The organism is Actinotignum inguinis, from assembly GCF_051265835.1.
Lineage (GTDB): Bacteria > Actinomycetota > Actinomycetes > Actinomycetales > Actinomycetaceae > Actinotignum > Actinotignum timonense.
This window is the reverse complement of record NZ_JBOZDP010000002.1, coordinates 256565-272753: the sequence shown is the minus strand read 5'-3', so window position 1 is coordinate 272753 and position 16189 is coordinate 256565. Positions and strand designations below refer to the sequence as shown.

Genomic DNA, 16189 nt, shown 5'->3' with positions numbered 1-16189 from the left:
GAACGTTACCACGCAGAAAGGAAAAATATGACCGCGATTTCGCCCTTCGTGCAGGGCCTGCCCAAAGTTGAGCTGCACCTGCATATTGAAGGAACCCTGGAACCCGATCTCAAATTTAAGCTCGCCGCCCGCAATGGCGTGGAGCTGCCCTACGCCAGCGAGGAGGAGGTGCGGGCTTCCTACCAATTCGATGACCTCGCTTCCTTCCTGGACGCGTATTACGAAGGTATGAGCGTGCTGCTCACCGCGGAGGATTTTTACGACCTCGCGATGGAGTATTTCCGCAAGGTTGCGCGCCAGAACGTGCGCTACGTGGAGATGTTCTTCGATCCGCAGGCGCATACTTCGCGCGGGGTGGAATTCCACACCGTGATCTCCGGGCTGCGGCGCGCCCAGATTGAGGCGCGCGAACAGCTAGGGGTGGATAGCGCTCTCATTATGTGTTTCCTGCGGGATTTCCAGGCGGAATACGCCATGGCGACCCTGTTGGAATCGCTGCCGTACCGCCCGTGGATTATCGGCGTGGGGCTCGATTCGGATGAAACCGGCAACCCGCCCGCCAAGTTCGCGGCCGTCTTCGCCAAGGCTCGCGAGCTGGGCTATCAGCTCACCATGCACTGCGATGTTGATATTGCCGATTCGGCCGAGCATATCCGCCAGGTCCTCGAGGACGTGCGGGTGGACCGCGTGGACCACGGCACCAATGTGCTGGAAAAGCCCGAGCTGGTGGAGTACATGGCCAGCCGCGGTATCGGCCTGACCTCCTGCCCGATCTCAAATACCTGGGTTTCCGACGGCTCCAAGGTGGGGCTGCTCACCGAGCTGGATAAGCGCGGGGTCAAGGTCACCGTCAATTCGGATGACCCGGCGTATTTCGGCGGTTATATCGCGGAGAATTACCAGCGCGTGGCGGACGAAGCCGGGGTCGATGAGGAGACTCTCAAGCGTTTTGCCCGCAATGCGGTGGATATTTCCTGGGCGCCGGCCTCCCTCAAGGAGCGCATCGCCGCGGAGATTGCCGCCTATGAGGGCTAGATGAGGTAGGCGCTGGGGCGGGCGAGTGGTATCTCGCGCGCTCGCCTCAGCCGCCTCAATTTTCACAATAACATCGCGTGTATCGTTTATCACATCGCGATGGGAACGACGGCGCCGGCCGCTTCTCGCGTGGGAGCGTGCTGGCGCCGCGGGCTTTAAGCGTTGGAAACTAGCCAATCTTGAGTGGAGATGCGGTAGGCTAGGGGAGTAGTAAACAGCGCTTTCTCGCGGCGCCTTACCCTAAAGCTCAAGTTGAGCTTTAGACACGCCGCGCCGTGCGCTGACCCGCTGGCCGGGCTGCTATATCGTGGTAGCTAACACTGGCAACCGGCCAGAATCTACGCTGCGAAACGGAGAGACTATGAGCGACGCGACTGCCAAGGACGCGACGTATCGGCGTACCCAACCGATGCTCTTCGGCGATCCTCTTCCCGAGCTTGACGCCGAAACCGGCTACCGCGGTCCGATTGCCTGCAAGGCCGCAGGCATCACCTACCGCCAACTCGATTACTGGGATCGTACCGGTCTTGTGTCGCCTACCGTGCAGAATGCGTCAGGTTCCGGCAGCCAGCGTCTCTACTCGTTTAAGGACATCCTGGTCCTCAAGGTTGTTAAGCGCCTCTTGGATACCGGGGTATCGCTTCAGCAGATTCGGGTTGCTATCGCGCAGCTCAAGGATCGCGGGGTGGAAGATCTGGCCGGTATCACCCTCATGTCCGACGGCGCTTCGGTTTACGAATGCACCTCCGATGATGAAGTGATCGATCTGGTCAAGGGCGGCCAGGCTGTTTTCGGTATCGCGGTTGGCCGGGTCTGGCGTGAGATCCAGGGTTCGCTTTCCGAGCTTCCTACCGAACGCGCTGAAGAAGAAGTGGTCGATGAATTGGCCCAGCGCCGCCTCGCCAAGCGCCGCCGCGGAGCGTAGCGAGGTAGCAACGGGAAGCTGGTGTTCTAGCTAGCTTTCCAGCAGTTTTATTCTTTTCCGCGAACTCCTATATAACGAAGAAATCCCGGTTACCCCTGCTGCCTGAGCAGTGAGGTAACCGGGATTCTTTTTGGGCTAGCGGGCCCGGGCTGGCGCTACCTTAGCGGCGCACAGCCGGGGTATCCGTTCCGTTACCGTCCCAGTCCCCGAGGAAGACCGCATCGCCGTGGCGCCCGTAGGCGAGCGTCGTTTCTGCATCTCCTCCGGTGAGGCGGTTGGTGATGTGGAAGGTGTTGCCGCGGCGCACCGCGAAGGTGTCCTTGCCGTCTGCGTCGAAGTCTCCGGCGAAGACCTGGTCATCAGCGCGTCCGTAGGAGAAGACCTGCTCAGCATTCCCACCAACCAGCGAGTTCTGGACGTAGAAGGTATTCCCGCGGCGCACCGCAAAGGTATCCTTCCCATCCCCATCGAAATCACCCACGAGGACTTCATCGCCAGCGCGCCCGTAAGAGAAGACTACGGAAGCCACGGTCGCCGTCCAGTTATTGGAGACGAAGAAGGTATTGCCGTGCGAGGCCGGGGGAGTGGCCGGCTTGCTCGGCTGTTCGCTCGGCTGTTCGCTCGGTTCCTCGCTCGGTTCCTCGCTCGGTTCCGGTTGGTCGCTGGGCTCGGGTGCCGGGGGTTCGGCCGTGGGCTCCACGCTCGGAGTAGGAACCGGGGTCGGTTCCGGAACGGGCGTGGGTTCTGGCTTGTCACTCGGGCTCGGTTCCGGCTCGGTCGGCTCCACTGAAGGTGTCGGCACCGGGGCGGGCGTGGTCGGATCGACCGTCGGCTCAACGCTCGGAGTCGGCGCGGGCGCCGGGGTAGTCGGTTCCACGCTCGGGCTCGGCGCGGGTGCGCTCGGCTCCGGCTTTTCGCTCGGGGTAGGTTCCGGCGTGGGCGTCGGCTGCGGCGTCGTGCATTCCTTCACGCAGAAGGGTGCCGTCACGAAGGTTTCTTCGCTGGAGCTGCGGGTGAAACCGGGGAGGGTCTCACCGCTCGGCTCAGTTGTTCCCCCGCCGATACCCTTCACGACCCGCAACTCGAAGACGTAGCGACCCGGGGCGGCCGCGGTGCGCGTCGTCGCCGAAGCTGATTCGAGGTAGGTGCCGTCCCAGGCGAAGCGCCCCAGATCGGTACGGCCCACTCCGTCCTCGCTATGCACCACGTTATTTTCCGAAACCGGGGCGCCCTTCGAGCCGTCCTCGTTGGCGTGGAAGACCCGGATCTCCAGCTTCTGCACCGGGGAATCGATATGGTATTCCACTACCGGAACCGCGCCGTTGGCATAGTCCATGGCGTAGGCGAAAAGCTCGGAATTGGGGGCGTTGGAGTACTGCGCACCCTTGTCCAGGCACTCACCCTTGTAGATGGTGGCCGGATTGGGGCAGGCAATGAGCTTGGTCAGCGAGGGCGGATCGTAGGCGAGCAGATTCGCCAGATCCGGGCGCTTCTGGGCAATATCCGGGCGAATATCCTTGACCTTCCACGTGGTGTGGAGGAATTGCAAAGCATTTTCGTAATCGCCCTTGAGGCCCGCGAAAGGCACCTGGTAGGTGGAATTATCATCGCCGTGGGCCACCACATAACCGCCGTAGATCGCACCCTCGGGCACATTCGTCGGATCGGTGACCGAGACCTGCACCTGTGCATCCGCCCCGGGTTGCACCGTCACCTGCGCGGGGTTAATCGCCACCTGCGCATCGGTCCCGTTGTAGGTGGTGAAATGATCGTGCGGTCCGCTGGTGGCGCGCACGTGGGTATCCGCCGTGAAGGTGTAGGTGACGGGCGCTGCCGAGGCGTTGTGCACGGTGAGCATCGTCGTTTCCTGCACATCCGAATCGCCCAGCGAAATCTTCGCGGGCGTGATCGCGGTGGGAGCACCGACGCCATTCGTGCCCGGTTCCGTGACCGCAGCGAGAGCCGCGGGCAGATTGACCAGGCCGGCGCCCTGGCGGTGGGTAGCGAGCTTCGGGGCATCCGCGCTGCCGTCCACGGTCACCGGGTCGGCGGTATTCTGCAAGGCTGTGCGCACCTGCGCCGGCGCGAGCTTCGGGTTGGCTTGGAGCAGCAGGGCCGCGCTTCCGGCCACGTGCGGGGCTGCCATCGAGGTACCCGAAATCGTCTTCCACGAGGGCGTCACGGCATCATCAACCGGCCACGCGGAATAAATATTGCCGCCCGGGGCGACCACATCGGGCTTGAGCTGGAGGTCCGCAGCTAGGCCCCAGGAGGAGAACTCGGAAATTTTCCCGCCGGTGGGGGAGGTGGCTACTCGCTTGGCATCCGTCCATTCCAGACTGGCGTTTCCGGCGGCCGCGGCCTCTTCGAAGCGCTCGCCCTGTTCCTGGGTGACCGCGATGACCGGGATCGTGACGGGCGGGTTTCCGGCGATGGTTGCGTTGAGGGTGCCGGGTTGGTTGTTGTAGATGATGACCGCTGCGGCGCCGTCGTCCTGCGCGGCACGCGCCTTCTGGTAGAAGGTCGAAGTTCCGCGCGAGATAAGCACTGCTTTCCCGGTAAACGGTGTTCCGGGAAGATCAACGGCACCGGTTTTTTGCCCTTCGGGATAGGCGACGACGTCGAGCCTACCCGCCGTGGGCACCGCGGGAGATTCTGTAACATTCTCAAATCCCTCAGGCCCGCCGTTGAACATCACGACCGGGCGCAGCACGTGGGTATTATCCACGGAGCCTACCGCGATAACCGAGGGGCCCACCGCCGGAGCACTACCGGAGAAAATGCCCTTCGCACCGGAATTACCCTGGGAAGCCGTTACCACCACACCGGAGGCAACGAGGTTTTCCGAGGCCACCGCGGTGGGGTAGTTAGGCCAGGTCGCGAAGGCCGCGCCGATGGACATATTGACAACGTCCATTTTGTCCCGCTGGGCGCGTTCGAGCGCGGAGAGAATCACTTCGGAGCTGGTGGAACCCGTGCATCCGAAAACACGGTAAGCACCGATCACAGCATCGGGAGCCACGCCCTTGAACGTGCTTTCCGGGTCGTTACCTGCGGCGATGCCGGCCACGTGCGAGCCGTGCCCACCGCCGGCCCCGCAGTCATCAGGGAGAGTATCCGGGTGGGGGACCGGCTGGAAATTCGGGTCGCTGCGATCCGTATTGAAGGAATCGCCCACGAAATCGTAGCCGGTCACGATCTTGTCATTGGGGAAAGCCCGCTCACCCTTGACGCCGTTCCCGCCGAAAGCCGGGTGATCGATGGCCACGCCGGAATCAATGATTCCCACGCGCACACCCTTGCCGGTGACGCCGAATTCCTCATTGGCCACGCTCGCGCCGGTCATATCCCGCGCGGAGTACATATCGGGGGTTTCCCCGGGGCGGTTCATTTCCGCATCAGATTCAACTTCGGCGGGCCGTTCCACCGTGAGCACCGGGTAAACACCGATCACATTAGCGTCATTAACGTAGCGCGCTAGTTCCACCGAATCGGCTTCGACGGTCACGCCGTTCCACACGTGCTGGTAGGAGGTATCCACCTCGCCACCGTCATCTTCGACCGTCTGGGTGAATTCCCGCTGTTCGCCCGCGATGCGAGCGGAGGAACCACCTCGAATAAGAGGTTCGCTTTTGAGTTCAATAAACCATTTGCCGGTGAAATTAGGATCGCTTTCCGCAGCGGCAACGGTGGCGCGGATATCGAGGGGTTCGTGCCCATCTGATTCCGTGGCCGCCGCGGTTGCGGGAGCGAGGGCGCCGCCAACGAGGGCGGCACACGCACAGGTGACGCCGAATCGGCGCCAGCGTGGTTGCTCAGCCATACATATCCTTCCTGATAGCTGGCCGCAGGCCCGGGCATAGAAATATGAGCCCAGCTCAACGGCATGCCAGCAATTTTGCCGAATATCTTAAATAATCAAAATTGATAGTCCAGAGTGTGAACGAGCGGCGGAACAGTATATGAGAGTGGAGAGTAGGGGCAAGCGGGGGACCAACAGGGTGCGAGCGGGGCTTACCGTCATCCTCGCGCGGCGCCGCCCGGCCGCATTTTGACATAATGTACATTATCGGCAAGTAGCGCAAGGGTGCCGGATTCTTGTCCAGCCCCTCTTTAACGCGTCAAGGCGCCCGTTTCCGGGACGTAACCACCGGGGCCCGCGGCGTCGTCGTTAATATGGAAACGGAGAAACGTCACGCGAGCAGGCATGCTCGCGAGGAAGGACAGCACGATGGCTGAACGTTCGTTGCGCGGTATGCGCATCGGAGCTAATTCGCTCGAAACTGATGACAATGTGGTTTTTGTGGACCGCCAGCAGGTGAAATACCGCTGCAAGAACGGCCACGAATTTGGCGTGGCGATGGCGGTGGACGCCGAAGTTCCTACCGCGTGGACCTGCCGCTGCGGCGTGGAAGCCGAGCTTATCGAGGGTGAAGGCGTGGATGACCGCAAGCCGCCCAAGCCGGTGCGGACCCACTGGGATATGCTCCTGGAACGCCGCAACGAAGATGAGCTCAAGGTGCTGCTGGAGGAACGCCTCGAGCTGCTGCGTGAAGGAAAGCTGCGGCTGCGGCGCAATCGCTAAGCGCGCTCAGTTTCGCGGCGCTGTACTCCACTACCGCGGCGCTCAATTCCGCGGCGCTCAGTCCCGCGGCCGGCGCAGCTGAGTGACCACGCGTTTCGCGAGGTTGCCCAGCTGCCTCCCCCGCCGCGTGACGCCCATCACCGTGGTGCGTTTGAGGGATTCGGTGAAGACCGAGCCGGAGAGCTTCGACTCCCCCGCCTCGCGCTCCGAAAAAGTGATGGGCATTTCAACGATATGGCCCCCGCAGCGCGCCATGTGGTCGGTCATATCGGTCTGGAAGAAGTAGCCGCGCGCTTCCACGGTGTCCAGGTTGAGGCGCTCGAGGATATCCGTGCGGTAGACGCGGTAGCCCGCGGTGGCGTCGCGCACCGGCAGCCCGAGCATCCCTTGAATATAGAGGTTGCCCAGGCGCGAAAGCGCCTCGCGGGGCTTGGACCAGCCGTCAATTTTTCCGCCCCGCACGTAGCGCGAACCGATGACCAAATCCGGCGCATCGGACATCGCGGCGCGTTCGAGCAGCAAGGGCAGCTGTTCGGGATGATGCGAACCATCGGCGTCCATTTCCACCACGTGGCTGTAGCCGCGCTCCATTGCCCAGCCGAAAGCCGCAATATAGGCGCGCCCGAGGCCGTCTTTTTCGGTGCGGTGCAGCACGTGGATATGCTCATCGCGCCCGGCCAGCTCATCTGCGATCTTCCCGGTACCGTCCGGTGAATTATCATCAACCACGAGGATATCCGCCTCGGGTACGGCCCGCCGAGCCCGCTCGATAATCCGCGGAAGATTCTCCGCCTCGTTGTACGTGGGAATCGTGATGAGAACGTGCACGACTAACCTTTCTTCCAGCGCAGCCTTGCGTACCACACCCATGCTATACCGCCAGCCGCGGCCGCCGCAGCCAGAAGTCCATCCCGGTAATACGGGTAGAAACGCGCCGCCGGAGTGAGACCTTCGTGCAGGGCGACCGTGGTGGTATGCGCTGCTTGCGTCCACGGTTCGGTGCGTTCACGGACCGCACCATTTGTTTCGACGACGCCGGAAATTCCCACGGTGGAAACCTGGAGCGCAATGCGCTGGTATTCGACCGCCCGGAAACGAACCATATCGAATTGCTGGGCGGATTCGGCACTATCCCCGAATGACGCATTATTGGTGGCCACCACGTAGAGTTGAGCGCCCTGGCGGATTGCCTCAGATCCCACATCGCCCAGCGCCACTTCGAAACAAATGGGGGTGGCCAGGCGTACGGTGGCGCCCTGCGCGCTCGGGGTGCCGGTTTCGCCGCCGGTGGGGCTCTCCGCTGGGGCGGACCCCTCCGCTGGAGCGCGCTCCCCCACCGGAATATCAAGAACCGCAGGTGCGGTGCCGGCCCGCATATCAACGGAGACCAGATCAACGGCCGAGCTGAACTTCCGGAAAAAATCCCGGTAGGGCATATATTCCCCGAAGGGAACCGGATGCTGCTTGCTGTAAACAGCGCTTACCTCTCCCCCGGTCTCGGTGGGCAGGTAGACAACAAGGTCATTGGTGCGGCTCACTGCTTGCCCGGTGGCATCGCGCTCATAGGATTGGGTACCCAAGAGCAGCGGGACACCCAGGTAGGTGGAGGTTTCGCTGACCAGGGCGCGGGCGCGCGGGTGTTCGCGAATATCGTGGTCGGAGGCGGATTCCGGCCAAACTACCAGGTCCACATCCTCCGGGTTAATCGCGCGGGTGGCGGCGCTGAGGTTCTCGGTCACGGTGAGGGCTTGATCGCGGCCCTCGGGGAGGCTACCCACCCGCGGGACGATTCCCTGCGCGTAGCCGATGCGCAGCGAACCGGTGGGCGCGGTGGCAGGAAGAGGAAGGGCCCAGGGTAGGGCGAAGAGCAGCGCGGCGCTGAGGGCCAGACTCGCACCCGCGAAGAGCCGCCCGCTGCGCACTCGCATCAGGGCCAGGCTGAGGGCGGCCCCGCAGATGACCACCGCGGCGGAGACCAGCATGGTGGAACCCCAGGGCGCTAGCCGCACCAGCGGGCTATCTACCTGGGAAAAGGCGAGGGTTCCCCAGGCGATCCCGCCGAAGGGCCACAGGGAGCGGGCCAGTTCCGCGCCCGCCCACACCAGGGCTACCGCGGAGAGGTAGATAAGCGGGCAGCGGGTCCAGCGCGCCCGGCACATAGCGCTCCAGGTGGCCACTACCAGCCCGGTAAACAGTGCTTGCGAAAAAGCGAGGGCGAGTTGGGGGATAAGATCCCCGGAGGCTTCCCCGGCCCAGGAAAAATGCAGGGAGAAAAATATGAATCCGGAAAGGAGTCCGTATCCGAAGCCGGCACTGGGGCGGCAGTGTGCCGCAACGAGGAGAAGCAAGGCGATGCTCACTGGTGCGAGGATCCCGTAGCTCAGGGGCGGGAAGGATGTGAAAAGCCCGAGCCCGGCCAGTACCGCGCCGCACAGCCGTAAAAGAGCACCGCTCACATGAGCTCCGATCGCCGCATGAGGTCACGGGCTTGGCGCGCGATATCGCTCAGCCAGGTTCCTTCGGTTGCTACCGTGACCTGCCCGAGGATATCGATAATACGGCGTGCGGCGGAGATGAAATCCCCTGCGGTCATGTGGGCTGATTCTAGGCAGGCTTCCAAGCCCACTCCCCCGGCCCAGGCCGCGAACACGTCCGCGCAGCCCGGGCTCAGATCCGGGGTGCGCGTAATCCCGTATTGAAGCTCCAGGGATTGCAGGTACTGGACTTCCGCGCGCGCTACGCGGGCGGTATCAACAAGCCGGGCCTCGCGCGGCAGCGCACTTCCCAGGCGGTCATCGGCCAAAAACATGGAGACCCATCCAGCTAGGGCCGGCGCGTCCAGGCTGCCTTCGGGGAGTTGCGCCAAGCACTGGTACATGAGCAGGTCGGCGTCGGTGTGCAATTCGCGTAATTGCGCGGCGCCCGGGCCCATGCGGATCGCGTCATTATCGCCCTGGAGCACCCCCACTTCGCGTAAGACGGCAGCCGTGGCATCAAATTCCCGCCCGGCCGAATCGGTGAAGGCGGCGATGCGCTGATCGAGTTCTTCAATGCGGTGGTGCAGCGAGATCCACGTTTGGGCCTCGTCGAGGTGGGCGTACAGATGCGGGCAGGATGCCACCGGATGCGCGGCGACTTTAGGATCGCGCGGGGTGGCGAAACGCGCCCAGGATGCCAGCAGGTCCCGGTCGATGCCCAGATCGGCGCGCCCACCCACCAGGTCGAGGATATCTTCGGCGATCTGTTCGCGCACCGCCGGCTTTTTGGTGGACATGCCGAAAGGCACCGTGACCGGGCCAATTTCCCGCATTTCCGAGGCGAGGGAATCTTCATATAGCCAGGCCAGGTCCCCGAACCAATCGATCACGCGCACGCGGTCCGGAGCGGCAGAAAGCACCAGGGCGTAAACGAGATCGGTGCTAATCGCGTAGGCGTACACGTAGCCCTGGCGCACGGCCGCGAAGCTCTTTGCGATGCGCTCCCGATAGCGCCGTTTCGCGGCTTTACGTTCGGCTTTCGCGGCCCGCCCGGCATTGCCGCGCAAGCGCAGGTAGTCAAGCAGATCACCGCGCGAGCAACTCAAGCGGGTTTCTTCGGTCTCCACCCGGCGTTGAATCCGGGCGCGCCGCGCCGCCAGGCCACCCAGCTCCGCATTGCGTTGGAATTGCGCGAAGGAGCGACCCATCAGATCACGCGCCGCCGCGTAGCTCATGCGAGCCAGCAGATTCGTCACGGTGTTATAGGAGGGCTGGAAAGCGGATATGAGTGGCTCCACCCGCCCCGAAGCCAGATCAGCCAGATGTTCCGGATCGGTTTCCGCATCAGCGAGGACCACCCCGTAGCCCACGGTATCGCGCCCGCGCCGCCCGGCCCGCCCGATGAGCTGGGTGTATTCGGTGGCGCTCAGATCCACGAAACCGTGCCCGTCCCAACGCTGAAGCTCCTCCAGAACCACCGTACGCACCGGCATATCGATACCGAGGGCCAGGGTGCCGGTGGCGTAAACGATGCTCAGGAGCCCGCGTTCCATGAGCCGCTCAGTTAGCTCTTTAATCGCGGGGAAAACCCCGGCGTGGTGGGCCCCGTAGCCGCGCTCCAGCGCCGCGGCAGCCCGCTCAAAATGCACGGCGCGCCGATCTGATTCCGTGAGCGTTTCGCGCAGGGCCGCGATTTCTTGTTTAATCTCCGCGCGTTGGGCGCGGGTGGTGAGGACCTCGTTATGGCGCAGCAAAGCTTCAACCGCTTTATCGCAGCCTTTGCGGGAAAAAATAAATTCGATAGCCGGGAGCATGCCCCGCTCGCCGAGCTTGTCGATAATGGCACGGCGTTCACGATCCGATACCCGTTTCTTGCGTTCCGCACTGCGCCGATCCAGCGCATTGACGAGGGCCGGATCGGGCTCCAGAGTATTCGCGTGGTAGAGCGGGAAGAGTTTGCGGCCTACATTAACGTATTGCGCGAGGGGAACGGGCCGTTTCGTGGATACCACGACGTCCGTTGGCCCGCGCACGGAGCGCATCCACGCCGCGAGTTCCTCAGTATTGGCCACCGTGGCGGAGAGCGCCGCCAAACGCACGTGATCGGGCAGCGATAAAATCGTTTCTTCCCATACCGGCCCGCGATCAGGATCGGCCAAAAAATGCACTTCGTCCAGAACCGCGTAGCCCACGTCAAGGATATCCGGGGATTCGTGCAGCAGCATATTGCGCAGCACTTCGGTGGTCACCACCAGAATCTGCGCCTCGCGATTAATACTCTGGTCCCCGGTGAGCAGCCCCACCTGCTCCTCGCCGATCTCGCGCGCCAATTCAGCGTATTTTTGGTTGGAGAGCGCTTTTATCGGTGCGGTATAGATACATTTTTTCGACGACGCTAAAGCCAGATACACGGCGTAGTGGGCCACCACTGTTTTCCCCGAACCGGTAGGTGCGCATACCAGCACATCATGGCCGCGTCCCAGAGCCGCGCAGGCCTCCAGCTGGAAATCATCGAGGTGGATCCCGCGGCTAGCGTAGCTTTCCCGATAGTCCTCGAGTAGCAGATCCGTCATTGCTCCCCCTCCGGTGTGCTTTCCGGTGTATGTTCACGGATGGCCGGCGTAGCGGCGGCGTCGCCCTCCTGCGCGCGTAAACGCGCGCAATAATCCGCCACCGCGCGCGCAACTTCCGGTGGTTCTAGGGCGATCACGTCGTCAATTTGCACGAGGAGTGAGACGAGCCAGGGAAGGGAGCGGGCGCGGACCTCAATGGTGAGCAGCTCCTCGCCGTCACGCGCGTTCGCGATGCCGTGCGCATTCGCGTTGCCGTGATCTTCATTCGACTCCCCGCGCGCATTCGTGGTGCTGAGCGCGTTGCCCTCGCCACGCGCATTCGCGGTGCTGAGTTCATCATTCGCTTCGCGCAGGCGTGCGCCGGGCAGGGTTTCCGCCACCCAGCGTGAGGCTCCGGTGACGGTGATGCGCACATCCGTGCCGCTCGGCTCCCAGGTATTTTCCCCGCGGGAACGCTGTGCTTTCTCGTTTTTCTCCACCTCGGCGAGCGCCCGGCGAGCCGCCGCGCGTTCCGACCTGCTGAGCTTCGCGCCGGGGCGGGCCGCGGTGATGCGATCCAGGCGGAAATGACGCAGGCCCTGCTCGGTGAGGGCGCGCAGCAGCGGGGCATCACCGGCCAGGATGACGAGGGGAATAACGTGTTCGCGCCCGGCCCGCGCGTGCGGAAGCGGATCGCTGAGCGCGCGTTCGTAGCTGAAATCGAGGTAGCAGCCACCTTCGAGGGCGGCGTGTACGGCCTCCATGGTGGCCGCATCGGCGGCCGGGCGGGTGGGCGGCCAGAGCGCGCCTTCGTATCCGGCTTCGCGTACCGCCTCCCCCAGTGCGGCGCGGGTGGCAGTGAGGGTCGCGGCGGCCGGCCCGGGGGCGGTCACATCCCGGGCGGCGTCAAGCAGCGCGGCCACCACCATAGCATCGTCCAGGGTGAAGGGAATAACCGGGTCGTCGGTCATGGAGCGCAGGTAGACGCGGCTCTCCGGGCCGGCCACAGTATTCGCCTCCGCCATGTTTTCCGGCAGCTCCGTACTACCCGAACGGCCCGCGGTATCCGCCGGCGCCGTGCTCCCCGCGCAAGCACCGCGTTCGGGCAGCTCCAATTCGAAGGGGACATCAAAATCAGCGGTTTCGGCCAGATTGGCATCCCAAAGATAGTCCAGAGTGCGTTTCCAGGAGGGGAACTGGAAATGGGTGGTGAGCTCGGCCAAAGTGGCGCCCTGGGGGCGTTCATGCAGGTAGATCAGCATCCCGAGGGTGGTGACGATATCGGCACTCATCGCGCTCCTCCCGCCTCCAGCGCGGTGGCTTCACCCAGGTTAATGAGATTGTTCACCCGGCGCTCCCATTCTTCGCGCAGTTCACTAGGTGCGGCCAGGCGTACATCCACCCCGTAAAAAGCCAGGTATTCGAAAATACGATTAAGGCCCACGGTGGAGAATCGGTAGGCCGTCCAACCCGCGGGGGCCGGTGCGTGCGCGGGATCTGGCGTATCTGCTAGAGCTGGCACATCCGCTGCAGCCGGCGCACCTGCTACAGCCGGAGCATCCGCGCAGCTGAATTTCTCCCCGCGGGCGGCAAGGCCGGCCGCGGCGCCGTCGCGAATATGCAGAATAATATCCACATCAAAATGCTCCCCGCTCACCTCCCCGCGCGGGAACTCACACCGCTCACCCACGCTGAGGGTTCCGGAAATCACGCGGCTAAGACGGAAAGTGCGCTCAGCCCAGGAGCCGAAATCCTTACCGCCGCTCTCCCGCGAGCGTGCCAGCCCGGAAACATAGAACATGCCGTAGTGCTCAGCGAAGTTCCACGGCTCTACCTCATAATGTTTGACCCGGTCAGCACCCCTGCGATAATCAAAGCTGACCCGGCGGCGGTACTGCAAGGCACGCGCAACCACCCGTGCTGCCGCGCCGCCCGGAATCCGGACGCGCAGGTGGGTGGGGACTGCGGCGTCGCCGTTTTCCGGAGGTGCGCCCGCAAGAAGTTTCGCCACCCCCAGGCGCGCCGATTCGCCTTGGGGATCGCCCGCGTCGATACTGGAGCGCAGGGCGTGGAGCACCCCGGCCCCGATGCCGGTGACCCGCGCGAGCACCGGCGCCGCGGAATCGTATGAATAACGCCACTGGTCGTCAAAAATAATGGGATATCCGGCTTCGCGCAGCGCGTCAATATCGCGTTGGAAGGTGCGCAGATCGATTCCCGCCTCGGCGTAGGCCGGGATGCGCTCCATGAGTTCGGCCGCGGTGAGGAAACTGCCGCGGCGAATCGTGTGGAGGAGCGCGAGCTGGCGTTCGCGGTGCCGGCGTGTCTCTTTCTGCTTCACGTACCCAGCCTAGCCGACGGTAGAGTTAAAGCCGTGATGATGTGGCGCAGAGGGAAAATTCTTTCCCTGGGGAAAACATGGCGCGGGGCGCGCGAAGCCGAGGTCGAGCTTGAGGACGGCAGTCGCGCTCGGGCGCTTGCCTATCCCGATCTTGTGGGCGAACCGGCCGCCGGTGATACCGTGCTGCTCCAGGCGAGTGCCGCCGCGCGCGGGCTGGGCACCGGCGGGTATTTCTTCGTGTGCGCGATTCCCGAGCGGCTCCCCGCCGACTCCCCCACGCCCGGCCATATCGTCAAGGCCCGCTACACGCCGCTCCAGTACCTCACCCTGGGTGTGGATGAACAGAATTCCCCGTACCACGAGCTGCTGCGCGAGGCCGATTCCATTGCCGGGATGCCGGTGGTGGCTGCGGATTTGCATTCGGCGCTTCCCGCCATTGTTGCCGGGGTGCGTGCGCGCGTGCCGGAGGCGCGTATCGCGTATGTGATGGACGACGGCGGAGCTCTGCCAGCGTGGTTCTCCCGCACCGCTGCGCAATTGGAAGATCTTGGCCTGATCCTGGGCACAATTTCGTGCGGGCAAGCCTTCGGGGGGAAGCTCGAAGCTGTCACGATCTACACTGCCTTGCTGGCGGCACGCCTGGTGTGGCAGGCGGATGTAGCCGTGGTGGCGCAAGGGCCGGGGAATTTAGGCACGGATACCCGATGGGGGTTTTCAGGAACGCGCGTCGGTGAGCATCTCAATGCCGCGGATACCCTGGGGGGAATCCCGATTGCGGCCTTGCGCATGTCAAGTGCGGATCAGCGGGAGCGCCACCTGGGGCTTTCCCACCATAGCGTTACCGCGCTCACGCGGGTGGCGCGCTGCCGGGTGAGCTGCCCGGTGCCGGTACTGGGTGAGGATGCGCTCTCCCGCGCGGTGCCCGCTGAGGTAGGCGCGCGGCTGATCGAGCAACTGGACGAGCTTTTCCAAGCGCCACACCTGGAGCGGGTGGACGTGGCGGCGGATGCGGTAGCGAGCGCCCTCGCCGACTTCCCGGTACGGCTGTCTACGATGGGGCGCTCGCTCACCGAAGATCCCCTCAATTTCTTAGCGGCCGGCGCGGCCGGCTACGCGGCCGGGGAGCTGGTGGAGCGGGCGCAGCCGAGGTAAGCTGCGTGCCCGAGGTGAGCCACGCGGCCGGCAGGCCGGTAGCGCGCAGCTGCGTCGTTGCTGTCATAGCAATTCCTGAGGATTGATGTGCAGCGACCTTGGCGGTTGCTGGGTAAGCGCTTCTTGCGCGAAGGATACCTGCGGAACATCCGCAAACCTCCTAGATTGTGCGTGACAAACACCCAAATAGGTGCTTCGCATATCTAGTGTGCGCAAGTGTCCGGGTTTTGTGTGGGGTGCAAAAACGCCCGTCCAGCACTGGAAAGGTACGGGGCGGATGTTGAGCCGCATAGGGGCTAGGAGTTCACGGGCAGCGCCAAGCATTGCCCTTAGTGTCGCCCTGCCAGCAGTCATCAGTGCCGTTAGGCTCCCAGGACTCAACCCATCGCCCACCGCCACTATTCGACTCCACCTCCGGTTCCGGCGCAGCCGGTGCTTCATATACAGGCTCAGGCCCGGGCGCTTCATAGGCCGGCTCAGAATAGCTATATCCATAGTCGGCCTCGCCGCCGCTATATCCGGTATCCCCGCTTACCTCACCGCCGGCGCCACTATCGTTTGCCGGCGCAGGTGCAGCCGGTGCTTCAGGTGCAGGCGCGGAAGCAGCGGCCGCCCTAGCCTTGATGGCCTCAGTCTTGGACTTGGCTTCGGTCAGCTTCAGGCCGGCGCCACGCAAAGTGTCACACTCAGGGTCAAGGGTGGCCGGGCACTCCTTGCCTAGATAGGAGGTGACGGCGTTCGCCTGCTGGGTGGTGAGAGTTTTGCTGAGGGCCGCGAGGCTCTCAGCGAGCTTTTCGCGCTTAGCAGCGGCCTCTTTTACCTTGGCCACGTCCTTGCCTGGCTTTTCAGCCAGCCCGGCCTTAGCGTCCGCAACAGCCTTTTCCAGGGCCTTGCAGGTTTCGTCCGTGCCGCCATTCTCGGTGCAGCCGGTGGTATCAACGGTAGAAACCACCTTTTCCAGGGCGGTACCGGCCTTGGTGTAGGCGGCCGTTGCCTCCTCTAACGCCTTGGCGCGGTTGTTATGGACAACAACCGCCCACAGGCCAGCCCCCAGGAGCACTACTGCCATAACGCCGGCAATAATCGCCGCGATCTTTTTCCGGGACATCTTTGATTTTCCTC

The 16189-nt window shown here is 63.6% G+C and carries 11 protein-coding genes; 4 read left to right on the top strand and 7 right to left on the bottom strand.

Going from position 1 to position 16189, the window contains the following annotated elements; all coding sequences use genetic code 11:
• Positions 1-27: 27 nt before the first annotated feature.
• Both add and ACRQFC_RS02445 read left to right on the top strand, forming a co-directional pair.
• Positions 28-1035, top strand: a complete 1008-nt coding sequence (gene add / locus ACRQFC_RS02450) for an adenosine deaminase (RefSeq protein WP_435734633.1) — start codon at positions 28-30, stop codon at positions 1033-1035.
• A 361-nt stretch (positions 1036-1396) separates the two neighbouring features.
• Positions 1397-1960 carry a MerR family transcriptional regulator gene (locus ACRQFC_RS02445; protein WP_026429372.1) on the top strand — a complete coding sequence of 188 codons (564 nt, stop codon included), beginning with the start codon at positions 1397-1399 and terminating at the stop codon, positions 1958-1960.
• A 160-nt stretch (positions 1961-2120) separates the two neighbouring features.
• Here ACRQFC_RS02445 and ACRQFC_RS02440 read toward each other — a convergent pair whose 3' ends face one another.
• Complete coding sequence (locus ACRQFC_RS02440; RefSeq protein WP_435734632.1) at positions 2121-5783, bottom strand: S8 family serine peptidase; 3663 nt, start codon at positions 5781-5783, stop codon at positions 2121-2123.
• A 408-nt stretch (positions 5784-6191) separates the two neighbouring features.
• Between ACRQFC_RS02440 and ACRQFC_RS02435 the strand changes: the two genes are divergently transcribed.
• A complete protein-coding gene (locus ACRQFC_RS02435) occupies positions 6192-6545 on the top strand; it encodes an RNA polymerase-binding protein RbpA (protein ID WP_016442806.1) in 354 nt (117 codons plus the stop codon).
• 57 nt (positions 6546-6602) lie between these two features.
• On the opposite strand, the gene ACRQFC_RS02430 is transcribed toward ACRQFC_RS02435, so the two are convergent.
• The 5 genes from ACRQFC_RS02430 to ACRQFC_RS02410 are packed head-to-tail and all read right to left on the bottom strand — an operon-like array spanning position 6603 to position 13915.
• Positions 6603-7373: a polyprenol monophosphomannose synthase gene (locus tag ACRQFC_RS02430; protein ID WP_284896419.1), complete on the bottom strand. Its 771-nt coding sequence runs from the start codon at positions 7371-7373 to the stop codon at positions 6603-6605.
• Between the two features lie 2 nt (positions 7374-7375).
• Positions 7376-9001 (bottom strand): apolipoprotein N-acyltransferase, encoded by a 1626-nt coding sequence (gene lnt, locus ACRQFC_RS02425; RefSeq protein WP_284896417.1) that lies wholly within the window; start codon positions 8999-9001, stop codon positions 7376-7378.
• Complete coding sequence (locus ACRQFC_RS02420) at positions 8998-11595, bottom strand: DEAD/DEAH box helicase (RefSeq protein WP_435706577.1); 2598 nt, start codon at positions 11593-11595, stop codon at positions 8998-9000. Before ACRQFC_RS02420 ends, lnt begins: the two co-directional genes overlap by 4 nt.
• Complete coding sequence (locus tag ACRQFC_RS02415; protein ID WP_284896414.1) at positions 11592-12866, bottom strand: WYL domain-containing protein; 1275 nt, start codon at positions 12864-12866, stop codon at positions 11592-11594. The genes ACRQFC_RS02420 and ACRQFC_RS02415 overlap by 4 nt, the downstream gene beginning before the upstream one ends.
• Positions 12863-13915 (bottom strand): helix-turn-helix transcriptional regulator, encoded by a 1053-nt coding sequence (locus tag ACRQFC_RS02410; protein WP_284896413.1) that lies wholly within the window; start codon positions 13913-13915, stop codon positions 12863-12865. The genes ACRQFC_RS02415 and ACRQFC_RS02410 overlap by 4 nt, the downstream gene beginning before the upstream one ends.
• A gap of 36 nt (positions 13916-13951) precedes the next feature.
• Between ACRQFC_RS02410 and ACRQFC_RS02405 the strand changes: the two genes are divergently transcribed.
• Positions 13952-15067: a DUF3866 family protein gene (locus ACRQFC_RS02405; protein ID WP_284896424.1), complete on the top strand. Its 1116-nt coding sequence runs from the start codon at positions 13952-13954 to the stop codon at positions 15065-15067.
• Positions 15068-15371: 304 nt separating this feature from the next.
• On the opposite strand, the gene ACRQFC_RS02400 is transcribed toward ACRQFC_RS02405, so the two are convergent.
• A complete protein-coding gene (locus ACRQFC_RS02400; RefSeq protein WP_284896412.1) occupies positions 15372-16175 on the bottom strand; it encodes a hypothetical protein in 804 nt (267 codons plus the stop codon).
• Between the last annotated feature and the right edge of the window lie 14 nt (positions 16176-16189).

Excerpts from the sequence above, each read along its gene's own strand:
- ACRQFC_RS02420 (WP_435706577.1), bottom strand. The coding sequence starts at position 11,595 with ATGACGGATCTGCTACTCGAGGACTATCGGGAAAGCTACGCTAGCCGC.
- ACRQFC_RS02405 (WP_284896424.1), top strand. The coding sequence starts at position 13,952 with ATGATGTGGCGCAGAGGGAAAATTCTTTCCCTGGGGAAAACATGGCGC.
- ACRQFC_RS02440 (WP_435734632.1), bottom strand. The coding sequence starts at position 5,783 with ATGGCTGAGCAACCACGCTGGCGCCGATTCGGCGTCACCTGTGCGTGT.
- ACRQFC_RS02435 (WP_016442806.1), top strand. The coding sequence starts at position 6,192 with ATGGCTGAACGTTCGTTGCGCGGTATGCGCATCGGAGCTAATTCGCTC.
- ACRQFC_RS02400 (WP_284896412.1), bottom strand. The coding sequence starts at position 16,175 with ATGTCCCGGAAAAAGATCGCGGCGATTATTGCCGGCGTTATGGCAGTA.
- add (WP_435734633.1), top strand. The coding sequence starts at position 28 with ATGACCGCGATTTCGCCCTTCGTGCAGGGCCTGCCCAAAGTTGAGCTG.
- ACRQFC_RS02415 (WP_284896414.1), bottom strand. The coding sequence starts at position 12,866 with ATGAGTGCCGATATCGTCACCACCCTCGGGATGCTGATCTACCTGCAT.
- ACRQFC_RS02445 (WP_026429372.1), top strand. The coding sequence starts at position 1,397 with ATGAGCGACGCGACTGCCAAGGACGCGACGTATCGGCGTACCCAACCG.